The sequence below is a fragment of the Micromonospora sp. NPDC005194 genome, from assembly GCF_040608335.1.
In the GTDB taxonomy this organism is placed as follows: domain Bacteria; phylum Actinomycetota; class Actinomycetes; order Mycobacteriales; family Micromonosporaceae; genus Micromonospora.
In genome coordinates this window covers 84,959-109,761 of record NZ_JBEXIA010000006.1, presented here as the reverse complement: position 1 = coordinate 109,761, position 24,803 = coordinate 84,959, and the positions used below count along the sequence as shown (strand labels likewise).

The window sequence follows — 24,803 nt, the reverse complement described above, 5'->3', positions numbered from 1 at the left end:
CCGTCGCTACCCTCGACCCTCATGGCGACGTCCTTCACCGGGCAGGTTCCGGTCGGCCCGACCGCGCGGATCGCCGTGCTCGGGCAGGGCCCGGTCCCGGCCACGGAGCCGGTGGTACGCGGCGACGACCGTGGCGTCCTGCACGGCGACGGGCTCTTCGAGAGCATGCACCTGCGCCAGGGCCGGCCGTGGCTGCGCGACGAGCACCTGGCCCGGCTGGCCGCGTCGGCCGCCGCCATCGAGCTGGCCGTGCCCGACGCCGCCGCGTTGACCGACCTGCTCGACACGGTGTGCGCCGGCTGGCCGGCGCGGGTCGAGGGGGCGTTGCGGCTGGTCTGCACCCGGGGCCCGCAGGCCGGCGCACCGACGGTCTACGCCACGCTGAGCGAGGTGCCGGCGGCGGCGCGGATGGCGCGACGGGACGGGATCAGCGTCGCGAACCTGCCGCTCGGGGTGCCCGCCACCGCCCGCGCCGAGTTGACCTGGCTGCCCACCGGGATCAAGTCCACCTCGTACGCGGTCAACAGCGCCGCCCGCCGCTGGGCCCGCGCCAACGGGGTGGACGACGTGCTCTGGATCTCCTCCGACGGGTACGCCCTGGAGGGGCCCACGGCCAACGTGGTGTGGCTCACCGGCGACACGCTCCGCACGGTGCCGGCCGCCACCACCGGCATCCTGCCCGGCACGACCGTCGCCTGGCTGCTCGCCCACGCCGGCGAGCTGGGCCTGAGCGCCGCCGAACGGATGGTCACCCCGGCCGAGCTGCACGACGCCGACGGGGTGTGGTTCGCCTCGTCGGTGCGCGGGCTCACCGAGGTCCACACGCTGGACGGGGTGCGCCGGGACCGTTGCCCGCGCACCCCCGCCCTGCAGTCGCTGCTGGGTTTCCCCGTCGGCTGAAGCGTCAGCCGCCGACCCGGACGAGCCGGGCGGAGAGGTGCGCGCTGAGTGGGTGACCCATCGCCGCCATCTCCTGGGCGTAGAGCAGCGCCCCCTCGACGATGCCGAAGAGCCGGTGCCCGCCGGTGACCTCCTTGGCGGTCGCCGTCCGGACCACCGCGTCGGTGGCGAACTCGACCTGGGTGCCGGTGCGCTTGCCGAGGTGCAGCTCCATCACCCCGGTGGGGGTCGTGAGCAGGGCCTCCAGCTCGTCGGTTGCCCGACCGTCCACCAGCACCGGTCGCCACCAGCCGACCTCACGCCCGGCCGGGCGGACGGGCCTGCTCTGCTCGTCGAGGATCCAGGCGCGCGACTCGTAGTGCAGGAACGGCCGGCCGTCGTGGCTGATCCGGATCTCCTGCGCGTAGTCGAAGTCCTCGATGGTGGGGAAGCCACCCTTGCCCCGGCCGCGCCACAGACCGATGTACGGCAGCAGGCCGTCCAGCGCCGGGTGCAGCTTCGGGCCGACCCGCAGGTCGTGACTCTCCTCGAACGGGTACTCCTCGACCGGCGGCGCGTTCAGCCACGGTGGCTGCAGCGGGTTCTCGTCGCTCACCGTGCCACCTTCGTTCGCGACTGCGGGGCTCGCAGGCCCGGCTCACTCCTCGCGCTCACCGTGCCACCTTCGTTCGCGACTGCGGGGCTCGCAGGCCCGGCTCACTCCTCGCGCTCACCAACGTCCCCTCGAAATCTTTACTGCCAGGTAGACCAGGCCGCCGGCGAGCCCGCCCAGGCCGGCGACCAGCAGGCTGACGAACCCGATCTCGGTAACCATCGTGACCATCCTATGCTGGGCCTCATGGCCCGCTCTCTCGTCGTCAAGGTCACCGCTGGGGCGGACGCCCCGGAGCGGTGCGCGCAGGCTTTCACGGTCGCCGCCACGGCGGTCGCGGCCGGCGTGGACGTGTCGCTCTGGCTGACCGGGGAGTCGACCTGGTTCGCGCTGCCCGGCCGCGCCCAGGAGTTCGAGCTACCGCACTCCGCGCCGCTGGCCGAGCTGCTGCACGTCATCCTGACCAGTGGTCGGGTGACCGCCTGCACCCAGTGCGCGGCCCGGCGGGAGATCGGCCCGGACGACGTACTGCCCGGTGTGCGGATCGCGGGCGCCGCGGTCTTCGTCGAGGAGGCGTTGGCCGAGGGCACGCAGGCGCTGGTCTACTGACCACCGGCACACCTCGGGGCGACGGTATGGGCGGACTCCCGATACCGACCCGACATCTCGGACAGCTGCCTACGATTCGACTGTGACCGAGGCGACGGAGAGGTTCTTCGAATCGCTGCCGACGCGCGCCCCCGCGGTCCTGGGCGGCCTGGCCAGGGGGACCCTGCAGATCGATCTCGGCACCGACCACCGGACCGAACACTGGCTGGTCCGGATGCGGCCGGGAGCGGTACAGGCCAGCCGCGAGCGGGGTCCGGCCGACGCCATCTGGTTCAGCAGCTCGGCCCTGTTCGACAGGCTGATCACCGGCGAGGCCCAGGCGCTCGCGGCGGTACTGCGCAACGAGAGCACCTTCAGCGGTGACGTGGTGCTCTTCCTGGCCTTCCGCCGCTTCTTCCCGAACCCGCCGGGCACCCGCGACCCGCGCGAGGTGGCCCGGGAGGCAGTCGGGCGGCGGACGTGAACGATCTCGTCAGCATCCTGGACGGCAACACCTTCCTGGTCAGCGACCGACGCGGCGACATCGAGCCGTCCTTTACCTTCCCGACCGGGTTGTTCTCCTTCGACACGCGTTTCCTGTCCAGTTGGGTGCTCACCCTCAACGGCGAGCGGCTGCACGCACTCTCGATCGACGACAGCCAGTCGTACCGGACGACGTTCTTCCTCGCTCCCGGCGAACCCACCCACTACCTGGACGCCAAGTGGTCGGTGATCCGCAGCAGAGAGATCGGGGGCAGCTTCGACGAGGAGCTGACCGTGCTCAACCACTCCGGCGAGGAGGGCGAGTTCACCGTCCGGATCGAGATGAGCAGCGACTTCGCCGACCTGTTCGAGATCAAGCACGCCCGGGAGAAGGTGGGCCGGACGACGGTCGCGGCGACCGACAACGAGCTGCGGTTGACGTACCGGCGGGAGGCGTTCCGCCGGGAGACCGTGGTCCGCTCCACGGTTCCGGCGCAGGTCGACAACTCCGGGATGACCTTCCGGGTCCGGATCGACAGCAACAGCGAGTGGACCACCCGGCTGCACGTCTCCACCGTCGTCTACGGGGCCCGGGGCGAGGACATCCGGGCCACCCTGCCGTACGCGGGCAGCCGCAGCGGGGACGCCATCCGCGCCGAGCAGCAGGAGCTGATCGACCGGGCGCCGAAGCTCGGCTGTGACTGCGAGCCGCTGGCCGGGGCGTACCGGCGCAGCCTCAACGACCTGGCCGCGCTGCGCTACGAGTCGATCGCCCTGGGCGTACGGCTGATCGCCGCCGGGCTGCCGTGGTTCATGACCCTGTTCGGTCGGGACAGCATCATCACCTCGTTGCAGGTGCTGCCGTTCCTGCCGGAGCTGATCCCCCCGACCATCTTCATGCTGGCCGGTCTCCAGGGGCACCGGGTGGACGACTTCCGGGACGAGGAGCCCGGCAAGATCCTGCACGAGCTGCGGTACGGCGAGACCGCCGGCTTCGAGGAGCAGCCCCACTCGCCGTACTACGGGTCGGCCGACTCGACCCCGCTGTTCGTCATCCTGATCGACGAGTACGAGCGCTGGACCGGCGACACCGCGCTGGTCAAGCGGCTGGAGCCGAACATCCGGGCGGCCCTGGAGTGGATCGACACGTACGGCGACCTGCTCGGCACCGGCTACCTCTGGTATCGGACCCGCAACCCGGAGTCCGGGCTGCAGAACCAGTGTTGGAAGGACTCCTGGGACGCCATCTCGTACGCCGACGGCCGGCTGCCCGGCTTCCCCCGGGCCACCTGCGAGTTGCAGGGCTACGCGTACGACGCGAAGATCCGGACCGCCCGGCTGGCCCGGAAGGTCTGGAACGACCCGGCGTACGCCGACCGGCTGGAGCGGGAGGCGGCGGCGCTCAAGCAGCGGTTCAACCACGACTTCTGGATCGCCGACCGGGAGTACTACGCGCTCGCCCTGGACGCCGACGGCCGGCAGGTGGACGCGCTCACGTCGAACATCGGGCACCTGCTGTGGAGCGGGATCGTGGACGAGTCCCGGGCCCGCAAGGTGGTCGACCACCTGCTCGGTCCGCGGCTCTTCTCGGGCTGGGGGGTGCGGACCCTGGCCGAGGGCGAGGGTCGGTACAACCCGATCGGCTACCACGTGGGCACCGTGTGGCCGTTCGACAACTCGATCATCGCCTGGGGCCTGGGCCGGTACGGCTACCGGGAGGAGGCCGGGCTGATCTGCGACTCGATGCTCGCGGCGTCCCGCTACTTCGACGGGCGGCTGCCGGAGGCGTTCGCCGGCTACGCCCGCAGCCGCACCGGCTACCCGGTGGAGTACCCGACCGCGTGCAGCCCGCAGGCCTGGTCGAGCGGCACCCCGCTGCTGTTGCTGCGGGTCATGCTGGGGCTGGAACCGCAGGGCGAACACCTGATCATCGATCCGGCTGTGCCACCGGGCATGGGCCGGGTGGAGCTGCTGGACATTCCCGGCCGCTGGGGCCGCGTGGACGCGTTGGGTCGCAGCCGAGGCCCGCAGGATCACCAGACGGGCGGCTGACCCGGGCCCGACGTCCGGCTCAGGCGGGGCAGCCGACGGTGGCGGCCACCCGTGCGGTGTCCGGGCCGAGTTCGGCCAGCACGGTGACGTCGCCGGTGCGGTACGCGTACAGCGGGGGGTTGTCCAGCAGTGGGGTGCCGGCGGCCAGCGGGGCGAGCGCGCCGGCCGTGGCCGAGCCGGGCCCGGCGGCGGACCGTGCGGTACGGGCCACGGCGCCGCCGGGGCACGGCGCGGTGACCAGGTCCGGCGCGGCGTCGGCCGGACGGTCGAGCGCGGTCAGGGCAGCCGTCAGGGCCGTGGCCTCCGGGCCGGCGCCGGTGGCCGGCTTCGGGTCGTAGCCGGCGCCCAGCGGCCGGCAGCCGGTGTCGACGGTCAACCGGAGCCGGCCGTCCCCGGTCGGTCGTCCCTCGACGGCGACGAAGTCCCCGGCGTCGGCGTGCAGTTCGGGGCCGTCCAGGCCGGGGCCGACTCCGGCCCGCCAGGTGGACGGCAGCCGGTCGGCGATGCCGGTCAGCACGGCGCGCTCGGTGCCGGCGGGCGCGAGCACGCCGACCTCGCGGCGCAGCGCCGCGCCGTCGGAGAACGGGGTGACGCGGCAGCCGGCGTTGACCCGCACCGGGCCCAGTTCCAGCAGCCCGGCCGTGCCTGCGGCGCGGGCCAGCTCACCGACCGCCCGGTCGACCACCGGGGCAGCCTCGTCGAGGGAGCGCTGTTCGCGCACCGTCGGCGGGTCGTCGCGGACCGACATCCCGGCGAGCCCGGCCAGCAGGACGGCCCACAGCACGGTCGCGACCAGCAGCCAGCGCCGCCCACGCCGGGCAGGTGCCGGCGCGGCGGGATCGCTCGACGGGGCCCAACCCGTCTGGACAGCACCGTTCACCCGGCCATGGTGTCACGGGCGGTCCGCCGTACCGGAGGCAGCGGTCGGCAGCCGGAATGACGGCCGAGGGTCAGGCCGGCCGGGGCGGCGGATCGAGCCGGTAGCCGACCCCGCGCACGGTGTGCACCCGCGGCCCGCCCGGCAGCCCGTGCAGCTTGCGCCGGAGCCGCTTGATCGCGGAGTGCAGGATCGCCGTGTCGCCGAGGTACGCGCCGGCCCAGACCGCGGCGAAGAGCTGCTCGTGGCTCCACACCACCAGCGGCGGACCGACGAGCCGGGCGAGCAGCTCCCGTTCGGTACGGGTGAGCGGGAGTGGATCGCCGCGCCAGGTGACCAGGTGCCCGGCCCGGTCGACGACCAGCTCACCCCAGCTGACCCGCCCCTGCGGCGGGGCCGGCGGGGTGGCCGGTGTCGAACCGCCCGGCGGTGGGAACAGCATCGCCCGCAGCTGGGCAAGGTCGGCGCAGGTCACGACCGGCCCGATCCCGTCCAGCTGCCGCAGCACCCGCTCGCGCACCGAGGCGTCCGCACTGACGCAGACGACGATCGGGGCCTCTGCGCCGGGCCCGCCGACTCCGCCCGCACCACCCGCGACCACCACCCGACGATAGTGACGTATGCCGATGCGATTCGGGGCCCCGTCCACGGTCGGGATGACGCCACGTCACTGACCAGGCACTGACCGGCGTTATTCACTGAGCACCGTCCGAACACGCCAGAGCATGACTGTCAGCGGACGTGGGGGCGCCACCCACTCCACCCGCCCGCTGCGCGGCCGTCGCGGCGGTGCGCGCTCGTCCCGAACCCATCGGGACCCAACGTGGGGAGGAAAAGTGCTCCGACCATCAACGACCTGATGGCCGCCGGCCACCCGCGCTGACGACGATCGGGGCCGGCCACCCCGGAGGGTGACCGGCCCCGGTCGATCAGAGCAGTGGGTCAGGCGACGGTGACGGTGACCTCGTTGACGCCCCGGCCGGCGGTGACGGCGGCGTCGCCGTTGCCGTGCCGGGACAGCGCCCGCAGCGTCCAGGAACCGGGCGCGGCGAAGAACCGGAACTGGCCGGCCGCCGAGGTGACCACCTCGGCGGTGAACTCACCGGTCGAGTCGAGCAGCCGGACGTACGCGCCCGGCACAGCCTCGTCCGCCGCCGAGCGGACGATTCCCGTGATGACGGTTTCCTTCTCCAGGTCCAGGCTGGTCGGCAGCGGCGCGGCCTGGTCGGGTGCGGCGCAACCCGCAGCGGTGGGAGCAGTCATGGCGGATCAGGCCTCCCCGGGCTCATCGCCGAGCGCGACCGGCACGCCGACGAGCGAGCCGTACTCGGTCCAGGAACCGTCGTAGTTCTTCACGTTGCGGTGGCCGAGCAGCTCCTGAAGCACGAACCAGGTGTGCGAGGAACGCTCACCGATCCGGCAGTACGCGATGGTCTCCTTGCCGTCGTCGAGCCCCGCGTCGCCATAGATCCTGCGCAGCTCGTCGTCGGACCGGAAGGTGCCGTCCTCGTTGGCCGCCTTGGACCACGGGACGCTGATCGCGGTCGGGATGTGACCGGCCCGCTGCGCCTGCTCCTGCGGCAGGTGCGCGGGGGCGAGCAGCCGGCCGGCGAACTCGTCGGGGCTGCGCACGTCGACCAGGTTCTTGGTGCCGATCGCGGCGACGACCTCGTCGCGGAAGGCCCGGATGGAGGTGTCCGGCTCCTGCGCGACGTACTGGGTCGCCGGGCGGGCCGCCGTCTCGGTGACCAGCGGACGGGCGTCCAGCTCCCACTTCTTGCGACCGCCGTCGAGCAGCTTCACGTCGCGGTGGCCGTAGAGCTTGAAGTACCAGTAGGCGTACGCCGCGAACCAGTTGTTGTTGCCGCCGTACAGGATCACGGTGTCGTCGTTGCTGATGCCCCGCTCGGACAGCAGCGCCTCGAACTGGGTCTTGTTGACGAAGTCCCGGCGGACCGGGTCCTGGAGGTCGGTCCGCCAGTCGATCTTGATGGCGCCGGCGATGTGGCTGGTCTCGTAGGCCGAGGTGTCCTCGTCGACCTCGACGAAGACGACGCCCGGGGCGTCAAGGTTCTTCTCGGCCCATTCGACCGAGACGAGTGCGGTGTCGCGACTCATCGAATCACTCCCTGGTGAGGATGGATGGTGAGCCAACGCGCGAATATCGATGGGTTGAACTGTCGCACCGCGCGCGGGACCCAGCGGAAGGACGGGATCACGGGTTTGTGCGACGGCGCCGCTGCCGGGCGTTCGGTGGGATCACCGGAAAGGGTCGAGGACCCTGCGTGCCGGTGGCCGCCGTCAGGCGGCCAAAAACAGCCCCGCCGTCAGATGACAGGGCGACACAGGCAGGTGGCCACGCGGCACAGGTCGACCGCGCGCCGTTTGGTGAGGTGGGTCCCCATGAGCACGGAGCCTACCAGGCAGTGACCGGGCTGCCACTGGACCGACCACCATCCGGGATCGTCAGGGCTGCGGGGCCGATGGGGTGTCCCAGCGGCCCGGATGATTGACGCGCCGCTCAGCCGGCGGAGTTGATCGGTACGTTCTTCGCGTCGGCGGTGACCGCCAGCCCTTCGGGCAACGGCCGGACCTCCCGGACCGCGAGCTGGAACGGCAGGTCGGGCAGCGGCACGTCGACGGAGATGCCCTCGGCGTACTTGTTCAGGATCGTGCGGGCCAGCGGCAGGTTCGGCAGGCCGGCGGCGTCCAGTTTGCTGAAGCGCAGGGCGACGGCGCCGTTCTCGGCGACGGTGACGTCGGCGGTGCCGGCGACGGTGAACTTCTGGCCGAGGATGTCGACCGGGGCGGTGACGGCGAGCTTGCCGCCCTGCTCGCCGAGGGTGAGCCCGGGTCGGTTCAGCAGCGCGGCGAGGCTCTCGTAGCTGATCGTGCCGGTGCCGTTGACCGTGTCGGCGACGACGTCGCCCTGCCCGGTCCGCAGCGTGTCGAGCGAGGCACGCACGTTGCGGGCGTCCACGTCCAGCACCGGCAGCCGTACGGCGTCGCCCTCGACCGACGCCTGCACGTCCCGCAGAGTGATGGAGATCCGCTCGTACCGCCCGTCCAGCACCTGGGTGAGGAACGGCGTCCCGGCGACCTCGACGTCGGGCTTGGCCGACTGCGCCCCCTGCTTGCTGACCTCCTGGCTGACCCGCTCGGCGATGAGCCGCTCGGCCACGCCGACCGCCACCCGGTCGGCGACCACCAGCAGACCCGCCACCACCAGGAGCAGGACGACCAGGCCGATGAGCAGCTTGCGACCGCGCCGTCGGGGCCGGGCCTCGTCAGCCGGATACTCCTGGGCCACGCCGCCTCCTGTCTCCGCCCGCCGCGATGCGGCGGGACGTCCGAACCGGTGCCGCAGCGCGGCGCACCCGTAGGTACCCGACCGACACCGGCCTCAACCGTAGGCTCAGAGGAACAGCATGCACATGGCGTACGCCGCCGGTGCGGCCAGGGCGAATCCGCCGAGCGGACCCTGCATGTGCCGGGCGACCCACATGGTGGGCGGTTCGCCCGCCATCAGGCGACCCGCCTCCGCGTACCCCACGGCGAGATCGGACAGGACGGCGGTGACGGCCGCGACCAGGCCGATCACCGCGGCCCGGGTCGGCGTGAAGGGTGCCACCAGGTAGCTGCCGAGGAGAGCGCTGCCCAGCGTGCCCACCATCGCGCCGGCGACGACGCCGGCCGCGCCCCGGGGCACCTGCGGGGCCAGCCGGGGCCACGGCAGCACCGCGTCGGTGAGGCGGGCGACGGTCAGCGCGACCCCGCTCGCGGTCAGGCAGACCGTGATCGCCTGGGTGCCGGCCGGGATGCGGCTGAGCACGATCAGGGTGCCGAAGGCCACGACCCCGACCACGATCAGCAGTGTGGCGCCGAGTGAGTCGGTGACCCGGACCCGGTCGACGCGGCGGACCAGCTGGCCGAGCACGGCGGCGAGGAAGCCGCCGACGGCCAGGTAGCCCAGCGGCGCCAGACCGGCGACGTCGCTCTGGACGGCGGCGACGTCAGCGGCAGCGGCGACCGCCGCGCTGATCCCGCCGACCAGCAGCAGCGCGGGTGGGCGCATGGCCATCGTCCAGGCGAGCACGAACAGCAGCTGGACGCCGAAGACGATGAAGGCGAACGGCAGGCGGTGACCCGGCCCGGACGTCTGCGCGCCGAGCACCAGACCCACCCCGAGCAGCGCGGCGAAGCCGGCGATGGTCAGGGCCAGCGGCCGGTGCACCTCCACCGGAGCGACGGGCTCCTCCTCCGGCTCGTCGACCTCGTCCTCGGCACGACGGGCCGGTTCCCCGGCACGGCGGGCCCGGCGCGGCCCACCCCGTTCACGGCGTTCGCCGTCGGCGACGGCCGGTCCGGTGCGCGGCGCGGGCGGATGGCCACGGGTCGGAGCGGCCGGACCCGGGCGGGGACCGTCGGACCACGATTCGCGGCCGGCGTCGGGCGAGGTGGAGGGAAACACGCCCCGATCGTGCCAGATCGGCTGCCCGGCGCGACGGTCACGGGTTTCCGCAACGTTAAAACCTGCGCCGCGATCAGGGGCAAGCTAGACAAACGGGAAATGACTCGGAGGCGCGGCCGAGGCGATCGGTTACGCTCAACGCGTTACCCGCCCGTCAGCGACGCCGGGACCACGCTATTTCTCAGCGCACTCTGCCACGAGTGTGTCTGGTCGCGTGCGGCGTTGCGCCGCCGGGACGGAGGTGATCGTGGAGATCCTGCTGCTGGTGACCGCGCGCGCAGGGGAACCGTCGGCTGTGCTGCCGGCGCTCGACCTGCTGCCACACTCGGTTCGCACCGCGCCGCGCGACGTCCGCACCCTGGTTGCCGGGCCCAGCCCCGACGCGGTGCTGGTGGACGCCCGGTCGGAGCTGAGCGAGGCCCGAGCGACCTGCCGGATGCTGCACGCCACCGGGCTCGGGGTGCCGCTGGTCGCGGTGGTGACCGAGGCCGGTCTGATCGCGCTGAACGCGGACTGGGGCGTCGACGACGTCATCCTCGCGTCGGCCGGTCCCGCCGAGGTCGAGGCTCGACTGCGGCTCGCGGTCGGCCGCCTGAGCAACGCGACCGCCGGCGCCGGCGGCTCGATCCGGGCCGGCGAGCTGACCATCGACCCCGACACGTACGCCGCCAAGCTGAAGGGTCGCCCGCTCGACCTCACCTACAAGGAGTTCGAGCTGCTGAAGTTCCTGGCCCAGCACCCGGGCCGGGTGTTCACCCGCGATCAACTGTTGCGCGAGGTCTGGGGCTACGACTACTTCGGCGGCACCCGGACGGTGGACGTGCACGTCCGGCGGCTGCGCGCCAAGCTCGGCTCGGAGTACGAGTCGATGATCGGCACGGTCCGCCAGGTGGGCTACAAGTTCGTCGTACCGCCGTCGCGCTCTCTGCCCGAGGCGGAGCACGCGCCGCTGCCCGTCTGACCCCCACCCCGGGGCGATTTCCCATATGCCCCTTTTGCGCGGCTCGCCAGTCCTATTCTGACTGCCGGGTTTGTCGGAAAAGGGGGCGACGGTGCGGGCAGGTAGCACGGGGGCGAGGGGCCGGCGCGTCCGGCCAGCCGGGCGGAAGCCGTGACGCGGGTCAGCTCGACCGCGCGCGCGGCAGTGATCGTGACGGCGGTGGTGGCTGCCCTGCTCGGCTCGGCGTACGTGCTGGGCCGCAGTCTCGTCCCCGACCAGACCCAGCGGCACGCCACCGGCGTCACCACCGAGGGCGACGGGCCGCACTACGCCGACCAGACTCCCGAAGAGCCCCCGACCGGCACCCCGACCGGCACCCCGACCGGTATCCCGACCGCGGGCCAGAGCGCCGGCCCGTCCGAGGCCGGCCAGGACGGCTCGGGGCAGAGCGCCAGCGGCGACAAGCTGTTCGGCGCCCACACCGAGACCGGCAACGCCCGACTCGCGCTGACCTTCGACGACGGGCCGGACCCGCGCTACACCCCGCAGGTCCTCGCGATCCTGCGCGAGTACGACGTCAAGGCCACGTTCTGCGTGGTGGGCGAGAACGCCCAGGATCATCCCGACCTCATCCAGGCGATCGTCGCCGACGGCCACACCCTGTGCAACCACTCCTGGCACCACGACGTCTCCCTCGGCAACAAATCCGCCGACCAGATCCGCGCCGACCTGGTACGCACCAACGAGGCGATCCGGTCGGCGGTCCCGGACGCCCCGATCGTCTGGTACCGCCAACCCGGCGGCGCCTGGACGTACCCCGTGGTGTCGGTGTCGCAGCAGCTCGGCATGACTCCGCTGCACTGGTCGGTGGACCCGTCGGACTGGCAGGCGCCCGGTGCCAGCAAGATCGCCGCGACCGTGCTCGCGCAGGCGGAACCCGGTGCGGTGGTCCTCATGCACGATGCCGGCGGCGACCGGCAGGGCACGGTCGACGCGCTGCGCCGGATCCTGCCCCAACTCAGCGCGCGATACGAGCTGGAGGCACTGCCCACCGACCCGACGTGAGCTACGACCCCCTCCTCGGGCGACAGTCCGGGACGCCCGAGACGCAGCGGCTACGGTGACCCAATGAGCAGCGCGGAGCCGACCAGCGACCAGGTGACCCGGACCGACCGACTGGCCCCGACGGAGATCGCCGGCGTGCTGGCCCTGGCGCGTACGGCGGGCGACACCGACGGCGCGGACCCGCTCGACGAGCACGTCCTGCTCCGCCTGCGCGATCCGGAGGCGCCGGCCGTGCACCTGCTGGCCCGCGCCGACGACGGCACCCTCACCGGGTACGCCCACCTGGACACCACCGACCCGGTGGGCGGGATCGGGGTGGAGCTGGTGGTGCACCCCGCGTACCGGCGGCGGGGCACCGGCCGGGCGCTGGCCCGGGGCGTGCTCGCCTCGGCCACCGGGCCGCTGCGGGCGTGGGCGCACGGCGACCACCCGTCGGCGGCGGCGCTCGCCGTGGACCTCGGGTTCACCCGGGCGCGCGTGCTCTGGCAACTACGCCGGCCGTTGGCCGCCCCGCTGGGCGAGCCGCGCCTGCCCGACGGGGTGGCGCTGCGTGCGTTCCGGCCGGGGGCCGACGACGCGGCCTGGCTGGCCCTGAACGCGCGGGCCTTCGCCGAGCATCCCGAGCAGGGGCGGTGGACCTCGGACGACCTGCGGGTCCGCCTCGCCGAGCCGTGGTTCGACCCGGCCGGCTTCCTGCTCGCCGAGGAGACCTCGACCGGCCGGCTGCTCGGCTTCCACTGGACGAAGGTGCACGAGCGGCCCGGGTCGGCCCGCATCGGCGAGGTGTACGTGCTCGGCGTGGAGCCGACCGCGCACGGGGGCGGGCTCGGTCGGGCGCTGACCACCGCGGGGCTCGCGTACCTGCGGGACAAGCGGGGGCTCGACCGGGTGATGCTCTTCGTGGACGACTCGAACACCGGGGCGGTCGCGCTCTACGAGCGGTTGGGCTTCGCCCGCTGGTCCGCACACATCAACTACCACCTGGGCTGACCGTCGGACGCCGCCCCGACCGAGTCACCGGCGGGTAACAGCCGAGCATCGGCGGGATAACGCCGAACCGGAAATATACCCATACTTCCGACAGGTGTACCCGAGTTCACTTAACGGACAACTCACCCTCAGCAAGCGGTCACCTCGGGGGCCGTACGTGTTCACCTTGCGTTCACTTGTGACCGGCGAACCGGCTACCTGGCACTTCTAACTTTCGTGTCATCCGGTCAGTGCCGGTCCTCGGGCCCCGGCATCGGGGCACCAAGTCAGACGCGAAGGGAAACCCCTCAGGTGAAGCTCCAGCGGTACGGCACTATTGCCTGCCTCGCTCTTGCCGCGACGCTCGGCCTCAGTGCATGCGGCTCGGACAACAACGAGCCCACTTCCGGCGCCAGCGCCTCGGGCTCCGCCGCCGCGGTCGACTGCGGTACCGGCACGGTCAACGCCCAGGGCTCGTCGGCACAGAAGAACGCCATGGCCGAGTGGATCAAGGCGTACCAGCAGAAGTGCGCTGGCACCACGATCAACTACGAGGCTTCCGGCTCGGGCGCCGGCATCCAGGCGTTCATCGCCGGCACCGCCGACTTCGCCGGCTCCGACTCCGCGCTCAAGCCGGAGGAGCAGCCGCAGGCCGACGCCAAGTGCGCCGGCGGCAAGGCCATCCACCTGCCGATGGTGATCGGCCCGGTGGCCGTCGCCTACAACGTCAGCGGCGTGGACAACCTCCAGCTCAAGCCGGCCACCCTGGCGAAGATCTTCGCCGGCAAGGTCACCAAGTGGGACGACGCGGCGATCAAGGCCGACAACCCGGACGCCAAGCTCCCGGCGACCGCCATTCAGACCGTCCACCGCTCGGACGAGTCGGGCACCACCGACAACTTCACCAAGTTCCTCTCGAAGACCTCCGAGGCGGACTGGACGCTGGGCAACGCCAAGGCCTGGAAGGCCCCGGGCGGCACCGGCGCCAAGGGCTCGGACGGCGTGGCCAGCCGGGTCAAGGGCGCCGACGGCTCCATCGGCTACATGGAGTGGTCGTTCGCCGAGAACGCCGGCCTGAAGATGGCCAAGATCGGCAACGGCAACGGCGAGTTCGCCGCGCTGACCGCCGAGGCCGCCGGCAAGACCATCGCCGGCGCCAAGATCGATGGCCAGGGCGACGACCTCAAGCTGTCGATCGACTACAACACCAAGGAGGCCGGGGCCTACCCGATCGTCCTGGCGACGTACGAGATCGTCTGCAGCAAGGGCCTCGCGGCCGACAAGCTCAAGCTGGTCAAGGGTCTGCTGGGCTACGCCGCCAGCGCCGAGGGCCAGAACTCGCTGACCGACCTCGGCTACGCCCCGCTGCCGGAGACGGTCCGCACCAAGGTCGAGACCGCGGTCAAGAACCTCTCCTGACCCGACCCCACCACCTCCGCAACCGAATCGAGCGAGCAGATGGGTGAAACCCCTCACCGCTCGGCCGACGCCGGCACCGGCGGGACGCGCGTGACCCAAAGTCACGAGTGGCCCGCCGGTGCCTCGGCGCGTGTGGCCGAGGCACCAGTCAGCACCCGTTCCCCGGGCGGCACCGGGCTGGGCGGCGGTGGCGGCGCGTTGCCGCGCAGCCGCAAGTTCGGCGCCGAGCGGGCCTTCCGCGGTCTCACACTGGCCGCCGGCACCGCCGTTCTGGTCATCATCGCCGCCATCGCGATCTTCCTGATCGCCAAGGCGGTGCCGGCCCTGCGCGCCAACACCGAGAACTTCTGGACCTACGAGGGCTGGTCCCCCAACGAGCCGCAGCCCAAGTTCGGCATCGGCACGCTCGCCTTCGGTACGGTGCTCAGCTCGGCGCTGGCGCTGCTGATCGCGGTGCCGGTGGCGTTGGGCATCGCGCTCTACCTCTCGCACTACGCGCCGCGCCGGCTGGGCACCGCACTCGGCATCCTGGTCGACCTGCTGGCCGCCGTGCCGAGCGTGGTCTTCGGCCTGTGGGGGCGGGACGTCTTCAGCAACCCGGTCCGGGACTTCTCGGTCTGGCTGAACGAGCACTTCGGCTGGATCCCGCTCTTCGGCGGTGACGGCCCGTTCGGCGCCTCGATCATGCTGGGTGCCCTGGTCCTCGCGATCATGGTGTTGCCGATCATCACCTCGCTCTCCCGCGAGGTGTTCCTCCAGACGCCGACCGCGAACGAGGAGGCCGCCCTCGCGCTGGGCGCCACCCGCTGGGAGATGCTCCGCACCGCGGTGCTCCCCTACGGTCGCCCCGGCATCATCGCCGCGGTGATGCTCGGTCTGGGTCGGGCGCTCGGCGAGACCATCGCCCTGGCGCTGACCCTCGGCATCACCTTCGGCATCTCGTTCAACCTGATCCAGAACGGCGGCAACACCATCGCCGCCAACATCGCCAACGCGTTCGGCGAGGCGAACGAGACCGGCCGTGGCGCGCTCATCGCGTCCGGCCTGGTGCTGTTCACCATCACGCTGATCGTCAACATCACGGCGCGGGCGATCATCTACCGCCGCCGGGAGTTCACGGAGTCGGCCGCATGACCACAACCGTCACCTCCCACCGCACCCGCCCGCCGGCCCAACCGGCCTCGCTGCGGGCCCGGCGGCTGCCCCGGTACGCCGCACCGGCCCTCGCCGTGGCGGCCCTGGCGCTCTCCGCCGCGCTGGTCTACGGCACCGGCATCGGCGGCCCGGTCCTCGTCGTCGTCCTCGGCGCGATCCTCTACCTGGTCGGGCTCTTCGTCGCGGCCAACGCGGTCGAGGGCCGCCGGTCGGCCCGTAACCGCACCTGGAGCGCGCTGATCCACTCCGCGTTCGTGCTGGCGGTGCTGCCGCTCGTCTCGGTCGTCTGGACGCTGCTGAGCAAGGGCACCGAGCGGCTGGACGGCACCTTCTTCCAGACCTCGATGAACAACATCGGGGCCCGGGACCCGAACGGCGGCGCGTACCACGCGATCGTCGGCACGCTGGAGCAGGTCGGGATCGCCACCCTGATCACCGTCCCGCTCGGCGTTCTCTGCGCGATCTACATCGTCGAGTACGGGCGGGGCAAGTTCGCCTTCGCGATCCGATTCTTCGTGGACGTGATGACCGGCATCCCGTCGATCGTCTCCGGCCTCTTCGTGCTGGCGTTCTGGGTGCTGGTCGTGTCGCCGTGGTTCAACGACGGCCGGCCGAGCTTCTCCGGCTTCGCCGCCGCGCTCGCGCTGAGCGTGCTCATGCTGCCCACCATCGTCCGGTCCACCGAGGAGATGCTCCGCCTCGTCCCGCCGCCACTGCGCGAGGGCGCGTACGCGCTCGGCATTCCCAAGTGGAAGACCATCCTGCGGGTGGTGGTGCCGACGGCGCTGCCCGGCATCGTCACCGGCGTCATGCTCGCCATCGCCCGCGCGGCCGGCGAGACCGCTCCGGTGCTCCTGGTCGCCGGCGGCGGCGCCGCGATCAACACCAACCCCTTCGAGAACAACCAGTCGTCGCTGTCCCTCTTCGTCTACCAGCAGGCCGGTGACGCGTCGAAGTACGCGCCGGCACGGGCGTGGACCGCGGCACTCACCCTGGTCGCCCTCGTGCTCATCCTGACGATCGCGGCGAAACTGCTGGCCCGTCGCAACAGGCTCAGCCGATGAACCCCGGAGGTACCACCATGGCCAAGCGCGTCTCCGCCTCGAACGTCACCGCCTACTACGGCGGGTTCAAGGCGATCGAGAACATCAACCTGACGGTCGAGCCGAAGACGGTCACCGCTCTCATCGGGCCGTCCGGCTGCGGCAAGTCGACCTTCCTGCGGTCGATCAACCGGATGCACGAGGTGCTGCCGGGGGCCCGGGTCGAGGGCAGCCTGACCATCGACGACCAGGACATCTACGACCGGGACGTGGACGTCACCGCGGTCCGGCGCACCATCGGCATGGTCTTCCAGCGGCCGAACCCGTTCCCCACCATGAGCATCTTCGAGAACGTGGTGGCCGGGCTGAAGCTCAACGGCGTCCGGCGCAAGTCGATCCTGGACGAGGCGGCCGAGAAGGCGCTGCGCTCGGCGAACCTGTGGGACGAGGTCAAGGACCGGCTGGGCAAGCCCGGCGCGGGCCTCTCCGGCGGTCAGCAGCAGCGGCTCTGCATCGCCCGGACCATCGCGGTCGAGCCGCAGGTCGTGTTGATGGACGAGCCCTGCTCGGCCCTGGACCCGATCTCCACGCTGGCCATCGAGGACCTGATGTTCCAGCTCAAGGACAAGTTCACGATCATCATCGTGACGCACAACATGCAGCAGGCCGCCCGTGTGTCGGACCGGACCGCCTTCTTCTCCATCGAGAAGACCGGCGACCCGGGCCGTCTCATCGAGTACGACAACACCCAGAAGATCTTCAGCAACCCGAGCGTCAAGAAGACCGAGGACTACATCACCGGCCGCTTCGGCTGAGCTTCCCCCTTCCCTCCGCGACGCAGGCGGTCCGTCTCCGGACGGACCGCTTCGTCGTTCCCGCGGCCGATGACCGTCGATCCGTGAGCTGCCTACGATCACCGGGTGCGTTCACCCGGCAGGCTCCTGCGCGGATGCCGGCCCGACCAGCGGGTCGCCGTCGGCCTGTTCGTCGTGCTCGCGGCGCTGATCCTGGTCACGCCGAACGGGCCACACCACGTGCTCGGGTACGCCGCCGCCATCGCACTGGCGGCGGTGCAGGCCGGCACCATCGCGGTGCTGCGCCGCCACCCGGAGGCCGCGATGGCGGTGGCCGTCCTCGCCGGGATCGGCATCGAGTCGCTCAGTCCGGCCATCGGCTGGCTCGGTCAGGTCGCCGCGGTGCTCGCCGGGTACGCGCGGCGGAGGCCGCCGTCGCGGTCGCTGTGGGTGCTCGGCCTGCTGGTGGCCGGGACGCCCTGGAAGCTGGCGTACGGCGACTGGCGCAACGTGCTGCTCGCGATCGCCGGCCCCGCGCTCGGCTGGACCCTCGGTGAGCTGGGCCGGACCCGCGCGCTACGCCGGCAGGACTCCGAGCGCCGCATCGTCACCCAGGAACGCGAACGGATCGCCCGCGAGCTGCACGACGTGCTGGTCCACACGGTGTCGGTGATCGTCGTGCAGGCCGGTGCCGCGCAGGACGTCTTCGACCGTCGACCCGACCTGGCCCGCGCGGCGCTCACCTCGATCGATCTGGCGGCCCGTTCCACCCTGTCCGAGTTGCGGGTGCTGTTGCAGACGATGAGCGCCGACACCGAGCCCGGCTCGGCCACCCCGCAGCCCGGTCTGGCGCAACTGGACACGTTGGCCGCGTCGCTGGGGGCCACCGGGCTGACCGTCGAGCTGGACCGGGAACCGGCCCTGCCACCGTTGCCGGCGGCGGTGGACCTCTCCTCGTACCGGATCGTGCAGGAGTCGCTGACCAACACGCTGCGGCACAGCCAGGCCACCCTGGCCCGGGTGACGGTGCGGTGCTCGCCCCGGTCGGTACGGCTGGAGATCCGCGACGACGGCCCGGCCCGTCCGAGCGGCCGGGTCGACCGTTCCGCGCACCGGGGGATCGTGGGGATGCAGGAACGGGCCCGGCTGCTGGGCGGGACGCTGGACGCCGGGCCGGTGCCGGGTGGCGGCTTTCGGGTACGGGCGGACCTGCCGCTCCCCTCGGCATGACGGCGGCCATCCGGGTGTTGATCGCCGACGACCAGGCCCTCGTGCGAGCCGGGTTCGCGATGATCATCGAGAGCCGCGAGGACCTCGAGGTGGTCGGCGAGGCGGGCGACGGCCTGGAGGCCGTGGCGCTGGCCGGGCGCCTGCGACCGGACGTGATCCTGATGGACGTACGGATGCCCCGGCTGGACGGCATCGAGGCGACCCGCCGGCTGGTCGCCGCCGGCCAGGCGGCGAGGATCATCATGCTGACCACGTTCGACCTGGACGAGCCGGTGTTCGCGGCGCTGCGGGCCGGTGCCAGCGGCTTCCTGCTCAAGGACATCCGCCCCGACGAGCTGGCCACGGCGGTACGGGTGGTGGCGCGCGGTGAGGCGCTGCTCGCGCCGACCGTCACCCGGCGGCTGCTCGACCGGTTCGCCAGCGAACTGCCCGGCGGCACTCCCCCGCCGGCGCTCGACGCGCTCAGCGCGCGTGAGATCGAGGTGCTCACGTTGGTCGCGCGGGCGCTCTCCAACGACGAGATCGCGGAGCGCCTGGTCCTCAGCCGGGCCACCGTGAAGACCCACCTGTCGGCGATTCTGCTCAAGCTCGGTCTGCGCGACCGGGTGCAGGCGGCTGTGCTCGCCTACGAGTGCGGCCTGGTCCGGCCGGGCACCGCTCCGCCCCGGGGATGACCGTGAGTCCCGTCCCGGGACCGATTCGAAAGGCCCGCCGAACTGCCTAATCTCCCTCCAAAGAGGAGGGAAGCATGATCCGAACTGTTCTGGCACTGCTGACCGCCGTACCCCTGATCGTCACGCCGGGATCCGCCACCGACCCGCCCACCGACCGGTGCGCGGGGTTGGCCGGGGCGCGGATCCCGCAGGTGTCGGTGACGTCGGCGGAACGGGACACCAACGCCGAGGGCCAGGAATTCTGCATGGTGCAGGGGGTGATCCGGCCGCAGACACGGTTCACCGTCAAGCTTCCCGTCTCCGGATGGACGGGGCAGTACGTGCAGCAGGGCTGTAGCGGGCTGTGCGGCACGGTGCCCGACCTGACCCTGCCGCTCTTCGGGTTCCAGTGCGCGGCCGCGCGGGACGGCAGGCTGGTGCTGGCCTCCGACGACACCGGGCACACCGGCGACCCGCAGACCAGCGAGCCCGCGACCTGGGGCGCCGACCCTCGGGCGCGACTGGAGTTCGGGCTGTTGTCCGAGCACCGGCTGCGGCGGGTGGCGGACGCGGTGATGGTCGCGTACTACGGGCACGGGCCGACGTACCGGTACTTCGACGGCTGCTCGACAGGCGGCCGGCAGGGGCTGATGCTGGCGCAGCGGTTCCCGTCCGACTTCGACGGCATCCTGGCCGGCGCACCGGTGCACAACCTGGCGCCGCTGGCGCTGCTCAACGCCTGGGTGGTGCTGCGCAACACCGACGGGTCGGGCCGGCAGATCCTCGGCCCGGAGAAGATTCCCGCGCTGCACGAGGCGGTTGTGCGACAGTGCGGCTCGGTCATCGAGGATCCGCGGCGGTGCGGGTTCCAGCCGTCGTCGCTGCGCTGCCCGCGTGGCACGGACCGACCCGACTGCCTCACGGCCGCCCAGGTGGCGGCCGTTGTGGCGTTCTACCGGGGCCCGAACGGGCTCTACCCCGGAGGCATGCCGTACGGATCGGAGCTGGGCTGGATCGACGAGTTCGTGGTGCGCTCCGGCTCCCCGGTGGACGGCAACACCGGGAGGATCGCGTTCAACTACCTGAAGTACCTCGCGTACCCGCAGAGCCCACCGGCCGACTTCCAGCTGAACGACGTGCGGTTCACCCGGGCGACGTTCGAGCGGCTGAACGTGCTGGGCGACGCCATCTACAACGCCACCGACGCGGACCTGTCCGAGTTCCGCGACCAGGGCGGCAAGCTGATCCTCTACCACGGCTGGGCGGACCCGTCCGTACCCCCGTTCTCGACGGTCGACTACTACGCGGCGGTGCAGCGTCGCGGCGGCAGCGAGGCGTTCACGCGGCTGTACATGGTTCCCGCCGGCTACCACTGCCTGTTCGGGCCGGAGCCGACCGAGCACCCGTCGGAGGTCGGCATCCCGGAGTTCCTCCAGCCGCTGATGGACTGGGTCGAGCGCGACGTCGCGCCGGGCGACATCGACGTCCTCACCTACGCGCCCAACGCGGAGCCGGACCAGCAGTTCGTCCGCTTCCTCACGGTGGCGCCGTTCGACGCGCTGGCACCGGCGCACGCCGCCCCGGGCAGCCTCAACGCCAACTACCGCTACGTCGGGCACTACTGACGGGCCGCCGGTCCGCCGTACCCCCCAGGGATACGGCGGGCCGCCGGCTGGGGTCAGCCGAGCACGAAGCGGGGCTCGCCGTCGGCCGGGAGGTCCAGGCGCGGGGTGATGGGCGTGGCGGCGTCCCGGTCGGCCGCCGCCCGCGCCACCCCGGCCAGGTCGCCGGCCGCCGCCACCTGGGCCAGCGTGACCAGGGTCGGCGGCAGCATGGTCAGCTCGCCCGCCTCCGCGCGGGCCAACGCGTCCGCCGGGCGGATCCAGAGGGTGTGGTCGGCCTCGCCGGAGACGTCGCGGGTCCGCTGCCCCGCCGGCAACAGGGCGACGAAGAAGTACGTGTCGAAGCGGCGCGGTTCGAACTCCGGGGTGATCCAGCGGCTCCACGGCAGCAGCAGATCCGACCGCAGCGTGAGGTGACGGTCGGCGAGCAGCGCCGCGAAGCCCAGCCGGCGCCCCTCCAGGTCCTGCCGGGCCGCCTCCCAGTCGTCGCCGCTGACGTCACCCACCACCGTCGCCGGATCGGGCCCGGCGAGCAGCACGCCGGCCTCCTCGAAGACCTCCCGGGCGGCGGCGCAGACCACCGCCTGGGCGGCGTCCGGGGCCACCCCGAGCCGCCCTGCCCACTCGGCCGGCGCCGGGCCGGCCCAGTCGAGGTGCGCCGCCGAGTCGGAGCGGTCCACCCCGCCGCCGGGGAAGGCGTACATCCCGCCGAAGGTCATCGCGGCGACGCGGCGGATGACGTACACCTCGAAGTCGGTGTCGGTCGGGCGCAGCAGCAGCACGGTGGCCGCGACGCGCGGCGTCGCCGGGGTGCCGCCCTCGGCCTGGAACCGGCGGGCGTGCTCGACCAGGGCGGCGGGCGCGGCGAAGCCGTCACTGTCGATCGTCATGGCGCGAGCCTAGTTCCCCGACCCGCCGCCACCGGCTGGCGTGCGCCGGTGGGCTCCGCTCGACCGCCGACTACCCACGCGCCTCCTTTGCTCTGCTTCAACCCACGCAACAGAAATGGCCGTTCACTGTTGCGTGGGTTGAAGCAGAGCAAAGGGAGCGAACGAGGTGGGCGGCCTGCGAGGTATGTCGTCGCGGTGAGGAGCACCGAGGTCTCGAGGGATGAGCTGGGCGGCGGCCGGGCAGGGGGCGGTTCACCCGGTTCGGCTAGCGTTCCGGCATGACTCGTTGGGGCATCCTGGCCACCGGCCACATCGCCAGCCGTTTCGCCGAAGACCTCCGGCTGGTGCCGGACGCCGAACTGGTCGCGGTCGGCTCCCGCTCCGCCGACAGCGCGCAGCGGTTCGCCGACACGTACGACGCGAAGCGCGCGTACGGCTCCTGGGTGGAGCTGGCCGCCGATCCGGAGGTCGACGTGATCTACGTGGCGACCCCGCACGCGGCGCACCACGAGGCGGCGCTGACCTGCCTGACCGCTGGCCGGGCGGTGCTGCTGGAGAAGCCGTTCACCCTCGACCTGGCCACCAGCACCGAGCTGGTGGACACGGCCCGCGCCGCCGGGGTCTTCCTGATGGAGGCCATGTGGATGAGGACGAACCCGCTCATCCTTCGCGCGGTCCAGCTGATCGCCGAGGGTGCCATCGGCACGGTCAGCAATGTCCGGGCCGACTTCGGGGTGGCCGGACCGTTCCCGCCGGAGCACCGGATGCGCAACCCGGCGCTGGGCGGGGGCGCGCTGCTCGACCTGGGGATCTACCCGATCAGCCTGGCGCACCTGCTGCTCGGCGTGCCGCAGCACATCCGCTCCTGGGCGCACCTGGGCCCGGAGGGGACCGACGAGAACACCGGCATCCTGTTCGGGTACGACAGCGGGGCGGTGGCCACGCTGAGCTGCGGCATGGTCGGGGCGAGCTCGTTGGCCGCCTCGATCACCGGCAGCACGGGCCGCATCGACCTGCCGGAGCCGTTCTTCCGGCCGGCTTCGCTGACCCTGCACCGGGACGGCTTCGCGCCCGAGACGATCTCCGCCGAGGAGGCCGGCAACGGCTACCAGTACGAGGCGATCGAGGTGCAGCGCTGCCTGGCCGCCGGGCTGACCGAGAGCCCGCTGGTGCCGCACACCACGACGCTTGAGGTGATGACCCTGCTGGACACGATCCGCGAGCAGATCGGCGTCCGGTACGAGTGAACGCGAGAAGGCACCCCGGTCGGGGTGCCTTCTCGCGTGCCGGGTGCGGTCAGCCGAAGAGCGGCCGGACCAGCAGGTAGGCGACGCAGGCGATCAGCGCGGCCGCCGGGAACGTGATGATCCAGGCGATCACGATGTTGCCGGCGACGTTCCAGCGGACCGCGGAGAGCCGCTTGGTCGCGCCCACACCCATGATCGCCGAGGTGATCGTGTGGGTCGTGGAGATCGGCGCCTTCAGCACCAGGGCGTTGAAGTAGAGCACCGCGCTGGCCACCGTCTCGGCGGCGAAGCCCTCCGGCGGCCCGAGGTCAATGATCTTGCGGCCGAGGGTGCGGATGATCCGCCAACCACCGGCGTACGTGCCGAGGGCCAGCATGGTGGCCGAGGTCCAGAAGACCCAGCCCGGGATGTGCGTCTTGCTCTCCTGGAAACCGCCGGTGTAGAGCGCCAGCACCACGATGCCCATCGTCTTGGCGGCGTCCTGCATGCCGTGGCCGACCGACATGGCGGCGGCGGACACGGTCTGCGCGTGGCGGAAACCCCGGTTGAGCCTTCCCGGCTGACCCTTGCGGAACAGCCAGAGGATCGCCAGCATCAGCAGGTAACCGAGGGTGAGGCCAACGATCGGCGAGAGCACCATCGGCAGGATGACCTTCTCGCCGATGTTGCCCCACTGCACGATGCCGCCGCTGGACAGCAGGGTCGCGCCGACCAGGCCGCCGAAGAGCGCGTGCGAGGACGACGACGGCAGGCCGAAGTACCAGGTGATCAGGTTCCAGGCGATGGCACCCAGTACCCCGGCGAAGACCACCCCGAGGCTGCTCACCCCCGTGGGGAGGGTAACCAGGCCGTCGCCGACGGTCTTGGCGACCCCGGCGCCGAAGTGGGCACCGATGAAGTTGCCGACCGCGGCGAGGCCGAGGGCGATCCGGGGTGTCAGCGCGCGGGTGGAGACGCTTGTCGCGATCGCGTTGGCGGCGTCGTGGAAGCCGTTGGTGTAGTCGAACGCCAGGGCCACCGCGATCACCGCCAGGACGGCGATGAGTTCGGGAGTCACCGGTTCAGGACTCCTTGACCGCGATGGTCTCGACCGTGTTGGCCACGTGCTCGAAGGCGTCGCAGGCGGCTTCCAACTCGTCGGCGACCTCCTTCATCTTCAGCACCGTCAACGCGTCGTACTCACCCGAGAAGAGCCGGACGAGCAACTGCCGGTTGATCCGGTCGCCCTCGTTCTCCAGCCGGTTGCACTCGATCCAGTAGTCCTCGAGATCCTTCATCGACTGCAGCCGGGGCATCGCCTCGGCGGTCAGCTTGGCCTGCTGGTCGAGCACGTTGACCATTTCGTGCAGCTCCCGGGGCAGCGCCGGCAGCTCGGTCAGCCCGTACAGGTACAGCAGGTCGCCGACCGCCTCCAGGTGGTCCATCACGTCGTCGAGCAGCGAGCCGAGCCGGTAGATGTCCTCCCGGTCGAACGGCGTGATGAAGGTCGAGTTGATCTTCTTGTAGAGATCGTGCGTGATCTGGTCGCTGTCGTGCTCGACCTCGGTCAGCCGCTCGCTGACCGACTGCACGTCGACACCGGGCAGAGCCAGCTCGTTCAACAGCGCGGTGCCCCGGACCAGGTTCTGCGCGGCCCTGGTGAAGAGCTCGTAGAAGGCGCCCTCGGTGGGGCGGAAGGAAAACTTCACAGCACAGACCTCGTCGCGTCGGTGGAAGGGTGGCGGCGTCCGTCGGCGTCCGCTCGGTGAATGCTAGGAAACGCCAGAACTGCAAATTCGTCGGCCCACCCCTGGCCAGGCCACATTCACCGCTC

Annotated in this window: 27 protein-coding genes; 15 read left to right on the top strand and 12 right to left on the bottom strand. The window is 71.9% G+C overall.

Going from position 1 to position 24,803, the window contains the following annotated elements:
• Positions 1-21: 21 nt before the first annotated feature.
• Positions 22-900: an aminotransferase class IV gene (locus ABZU53_RS07230; RefSeq protein WP_355064473.1), complete on the top strand. Its 879-nt coding sequence runs from the start codon at positions 22-24 to the stop codon at positions 898-900.
• 4 nt (positions 901-904) lie between these two features.
• Here ABZU53_RS07230 and ABZU53_RS07225 read toward each other — a convergent pair whose 3' ends face one another.
• Both ABZU53_RS07225 and mtfM read right to left on the bottom strand, forming a co-directional pair.
• Positions 905-1,495: an FABP family protein gene (locus ABZU53_RS07225; protein ID WP_354859826.1), complete on the bottom strand. Its 591-nt coding sequence runs from the start codon at positions 1,493-1,495 to the stop codon at positions 905-907.
• Positions 1,496-1,609: 114 nt separating this feature from the next.
• A complete protein-coding gene (gene mtfM / locus ABZU53_RS07220) occupies positions 1,610-1,714 on the bottom strand; it encodes a small membrane protein MtfM (RefSeq protein WP_305076120.1) in 105 nt (34 codons plus the stop codon).
• A 12-nt stretch (positions 1,715-1,726) separates the two neighbouring features.
• Between mtfM and ABZU53_RS07215 the strand changes: the two genes are divergently transcribed.
• The 3 genes from ABZU53_RS07215 to ABZU53_RS07205 all read left to right on the top strand — a co-directional run bounded on the left by ABZU53_RS07215 (position 1,727) and on the right by ABZU53_RS07205 (position 4,615).
• Positions 1,727-2,101 carry a DsrE family protein gene (locus ABZU53_RS07215; RefSeq protein WP_354859829.1) on the top strand — a complete coding sequence of 125 codons (375 nt, stop codon included), beginning with the start codon at positions 1,727-1,729 and terminating at the stop codon, positions 2,099-2,101.
• A gap of 82 nt (positions 2,102-2,183) precedes the next feature.
• A complete protein-coding gene (locus tag ABZU53_RS07210; protein ID WP_355064471.1) occupies positions 2,184-2,564 on the top strand; it encodes an SCP2 sterol-binding domain-containing protein in 381 nt (126 codons plus the stop codon).
• A complete protein-coding gene (locus ABZU53_RS07205) occupies positions 2,561-4,615 on the top strand; it encodes a glycogen debranching N-terminal domain-containing protein (RefSeq protein ID WP_354859834.1) in 2,055 nt (684 codons plus the stop codon). The genes ABZU53_RS07210 and ABZU53_RS07205 overlap by 4 nt, the downstream gene beginning before the upstream one ends.
• A 19-nt stretch (positions 4,616-4,634) precedes the next feature.
• Here ABZU53_RS07205 and ABZU53_RS07200 read toward each other — a convergent pair whose 3' ends face one another.
• The 7 genes from ABZU53_RS07200 to ABZU53_RS07170 form a co-directional block, all read right to left on the bottom strand.
• On the bottom strand, positions 4,635-5,399 hold the full coding sequence (locus ABZU53_RS07200) for a hypothetical protein (RefSeq protein WP_355064579.1): 765 nt from the start codon (positions 5,397-5,399) through the stop codon (positions 4,635-4,637).
• Positions 5,400-5,565: 166 nt separating this feature from the next.
• Positions 5,566-6,042, bottom strand: a complete 477-nt coding sequence (locus ABZU53_RS07195) for a winged helix-turn-helix domain-containing protein (protein WP_354859862.1) — start codon at positions 6,040-6,042, stop codon at positions 5,566-5,568.
• Between the two features lie 392 nt (positions 6,043-6,434).
• Positions 6,435-6,755 carry a DUF1416 domain-containing protein gene (locus ABZU53_RS07190; RefSeq protein ID WP_354859840.1) on the bottom strand — a complete coding sequence of 107 codons (321 nt, stop codon included), beginning with the start codon at positions 6,753-6,755 and terminating at the stop codon, positions 6,435-6,437.
• 6 nt (positions 6,756-6,761) lie between these two features.
• A complete protein-coding gene (locus ABZU53_RS07185; RefSeq protein ID WP_354859843.1) occupies positions 6,762-7,610 on the bottom strand; it encodes a sulfurtransferase in 849 nt (282 codons plus the stop codon).
• A 209-nt stretch (positions 7,611-7,819) separates the two neighbouring features.
• On the bottom strand, positions 7,820-7,897 hold the full coding sequence (locus tag ABZU53_RS07180; RefSeq protein ID WP_310503780.1) for an Ms5788A family Cys-rich leader peptide: 78 nt from the start codon (positions 7,895-7,897) through the stop codon (positions 7,820-7,822).
• 116 nt (positions 7,898-8,013) lie between these two features.
• Entirely contained in the window at positions 8,014-8,802 is a 789-nt protein-coding gene (locus ABZU53_RS07175; protein WP_354859846.1) for a DUF2993 domain-containing protein, read from the bottom strand.
• Between the two features lie 105 nt (positions 8,803-8,907).
• Positions 8,908-9,963 carry a hypothetical protein gene (locus tag ABZU53_RS07170; RefSeq protein WP_354859849.1) on the bottom strand — a complete coding sequence of 352 codons (1,056 nt, stop codon included), beginning with the start codon at positions 9,961-9,963 and terminating at the stop codon, positions 8,908-8,910.
• A 241-nt stretch (positions 9,964-10,204) separates the two neighbouring features.
• Here ABZU53_RS07170 and ABZU53_RS07165 point away from each other — a divergent pair, with 241 nt between their 5' ends.
• The 10 genes from ABZU53_RS07165 to ABZU53_RS07120 all read left to right on the top strand — a co-directional run bounded on the left by ABZU53_RS07165 (position 10,205) and on the right by ABZU53_RS07120 (position 20,856).
• Positions 10,205-10,924 carry a response regulator transcription factor gene (locus ABZU53_RS07165; protein WP_179781168.1) on the top strand — a complete coding sequence of 240 codons (720 nt, stop codon included), beginning with the start codon at positions 10,205-10,207 and terminating at the stop codon, positions 10,922-10,924.
• Between the two features lie 189 nt (positions 10,925-11,113).
• Positions 11,114-11,968, top strand: coding sequence for a polysaccharide deacetylase family protein (locus tag ABZU53_RS07160; RefSeq protein WP_355064469.1), 855 nt, complete (start codon positions 11,114-11,116; stop codon positions 11,966-11,968).
• A 63-nt stretch (positions 11,969-12,031) separates the two neighbouring features.
• Positions 12,032-12,958, top strand: a complete 927-nt coding sequence (gene mshD, locus ABZU53_RS07155; RefSeq protein WP_355064467.1) for a mycothiol synthase — start codon at positions 12,032-12,034, stop codon at positions 12,956-12,958.
• 291 nt (positions 12,959-13,249) lie between these two features.
• A complete protein-coding gene (pstS, locus tag ABZU53_RS07150) occupies positions 13,250-14,356 on the top strand; it encodes a phosphate ABC transporter substrate-binding protein PstS (RefSeq protein ID WP_354861655.1) in 1,107 nt (368 codons plus the stop codon).
• Positions 14,357-14,395: 39 nt separating this feature from the next.
• Positions 14,396-15,490, top strand: coding sequence for a phosphate ABC transporter permease subunit PstC (gene pstC / locus ABZU53_RS07145; RefSeq protein WP_355064465.1), 1,095 nt, complete (start codon positions 14,396-14,398; stop codon positions 15,488-15,490).
• Positions 15,487-16,575, top strand: coding sequence for a phosphate ABC transporter permease PstA (gene pstA, locus ABZU53_RS07140; RefSeq protein ID WP_354861651.1), 1,089 nt, complete (start codon positions 15,487-15,489; stop codon positions 16,573-16,575). The genes pstC and pstA overlap by 4 nt, the downstream gene beginning before the upstream one ends.
• 17 nt (positions 16,576-16,592) lie before the next feature.
• Positions 16,593-17,369 carry a phosphate ABC transporter ATP-binding protein PstB gene (gene pstB / locus ABZU53_RS07135; RefSeq protein WP_354861658.1) on the top strand — a complete coding sequence of 259 codons (777 nt, stop codon included), beginning with the start codon at positions 16,593-16,595 and terminating at the stop codon, positions 17,367-17,369.
• Between the two features lie 105 nt (positions 17,370-17,474).
• A complete protein-coding gene (locus tag ABZU53_RS07130) occupies positions 17,475-18,578 on the top strand; it encodes a sensor histidine kinase (protein WP_355064463.1) in 1,104 nt (367 codons plus the stop codon).
• Positions 18,575-19,252 carry a response regulator transcription factor gene (locus ABZU53_RS07125; protein WP_354861648.1) on the top strand — a complete coding sequence of 226 codons (678 nt, stop codon included), beginning with the start codon at positions 18,575-18,577 and terminating at the stop codon, positions 19,250-19,252. The genes ABZU53_RS07130 and ABZU53_RS07125 overlap by 4 nt, the downstream gene beginning before the upstream one ends.
• Before the next feature lie 74 nt (positions 19,253-19,326).
• Positions 19,327-20,856, top strand: a complete 1,530-nt coding sequence (locus ABZU53_RS07120) for a tannase/feruloyl esterase family alpha/beta hydrolase (protein ID WP_355064462.1) — start codon at positions 19,327-19,329, stop codon at positions 20,854-20,856.
• Positions 20,857-20,909: 53 nt separating this feature from the next.
• Here ABZU53_RS07120 and ABZU53_RS07115 read toward each other — a convergent pair whose 3' ends face one another.
• A complete protein-coding gene (locus ABZU53_RS07115; protein ID WP_355064460.1) occupies positions 20,910-21,743 on the bottom strand; it encodes an NUDIX hydrolase in 834 nt (277 codons plus the stop codon).
• A gap of 278 nt (positions 21,744-22,021) precedes the next feature.
• Between ABZU53_RS07115 and ABZU53_RS07110 the strand changes: the two genes are divergently transcribed.
• Positions 22,022-22,990, top strand: coding sequence for a Gfo/Idh/MocA family oxidoreductase (locus tag ABZU53_RS07110; RefSeq protein WP_354861643.1), 969 nt, complete (start codon positions 22,022-22,024; stop codon positions 22,988-22,990).
• A 49-nt stretch (positions 22,991-23,039) separates the two neighbouring features.
• On the opposite strand, the gene ABZU53_RS07105 is transcribed toward ABZU53_RS07110, so the two are convergent.
• Together ABZU53_RS07105 and ABZU53_RS07100 are read right to left on the bottom strand one after the other, a co-directional pair.
• Positions 23,040-24,047, bottom strand: a complete 1,008-nt coding sequence (locus tag ABZU53_RS07105; RefSeq protein ID WP_354861642.1) for an inorganic phosphate transporter — start codon at positions 24,045-24,047, stop codon at positions 23,040-23,042.
• 4 nt (positions 24,048-24,051) lie between these two features.
• Entirely contained in the window at positions 24,052-24,678 is a 627-nt protein-coding gene (locus tag ABZU53_RS07100) for a DUF47 family protein (protein WP_007465788.1), read from the bottom strand.
• Positions 24,679-24,803: the final 125 nt, after the last annotated feature.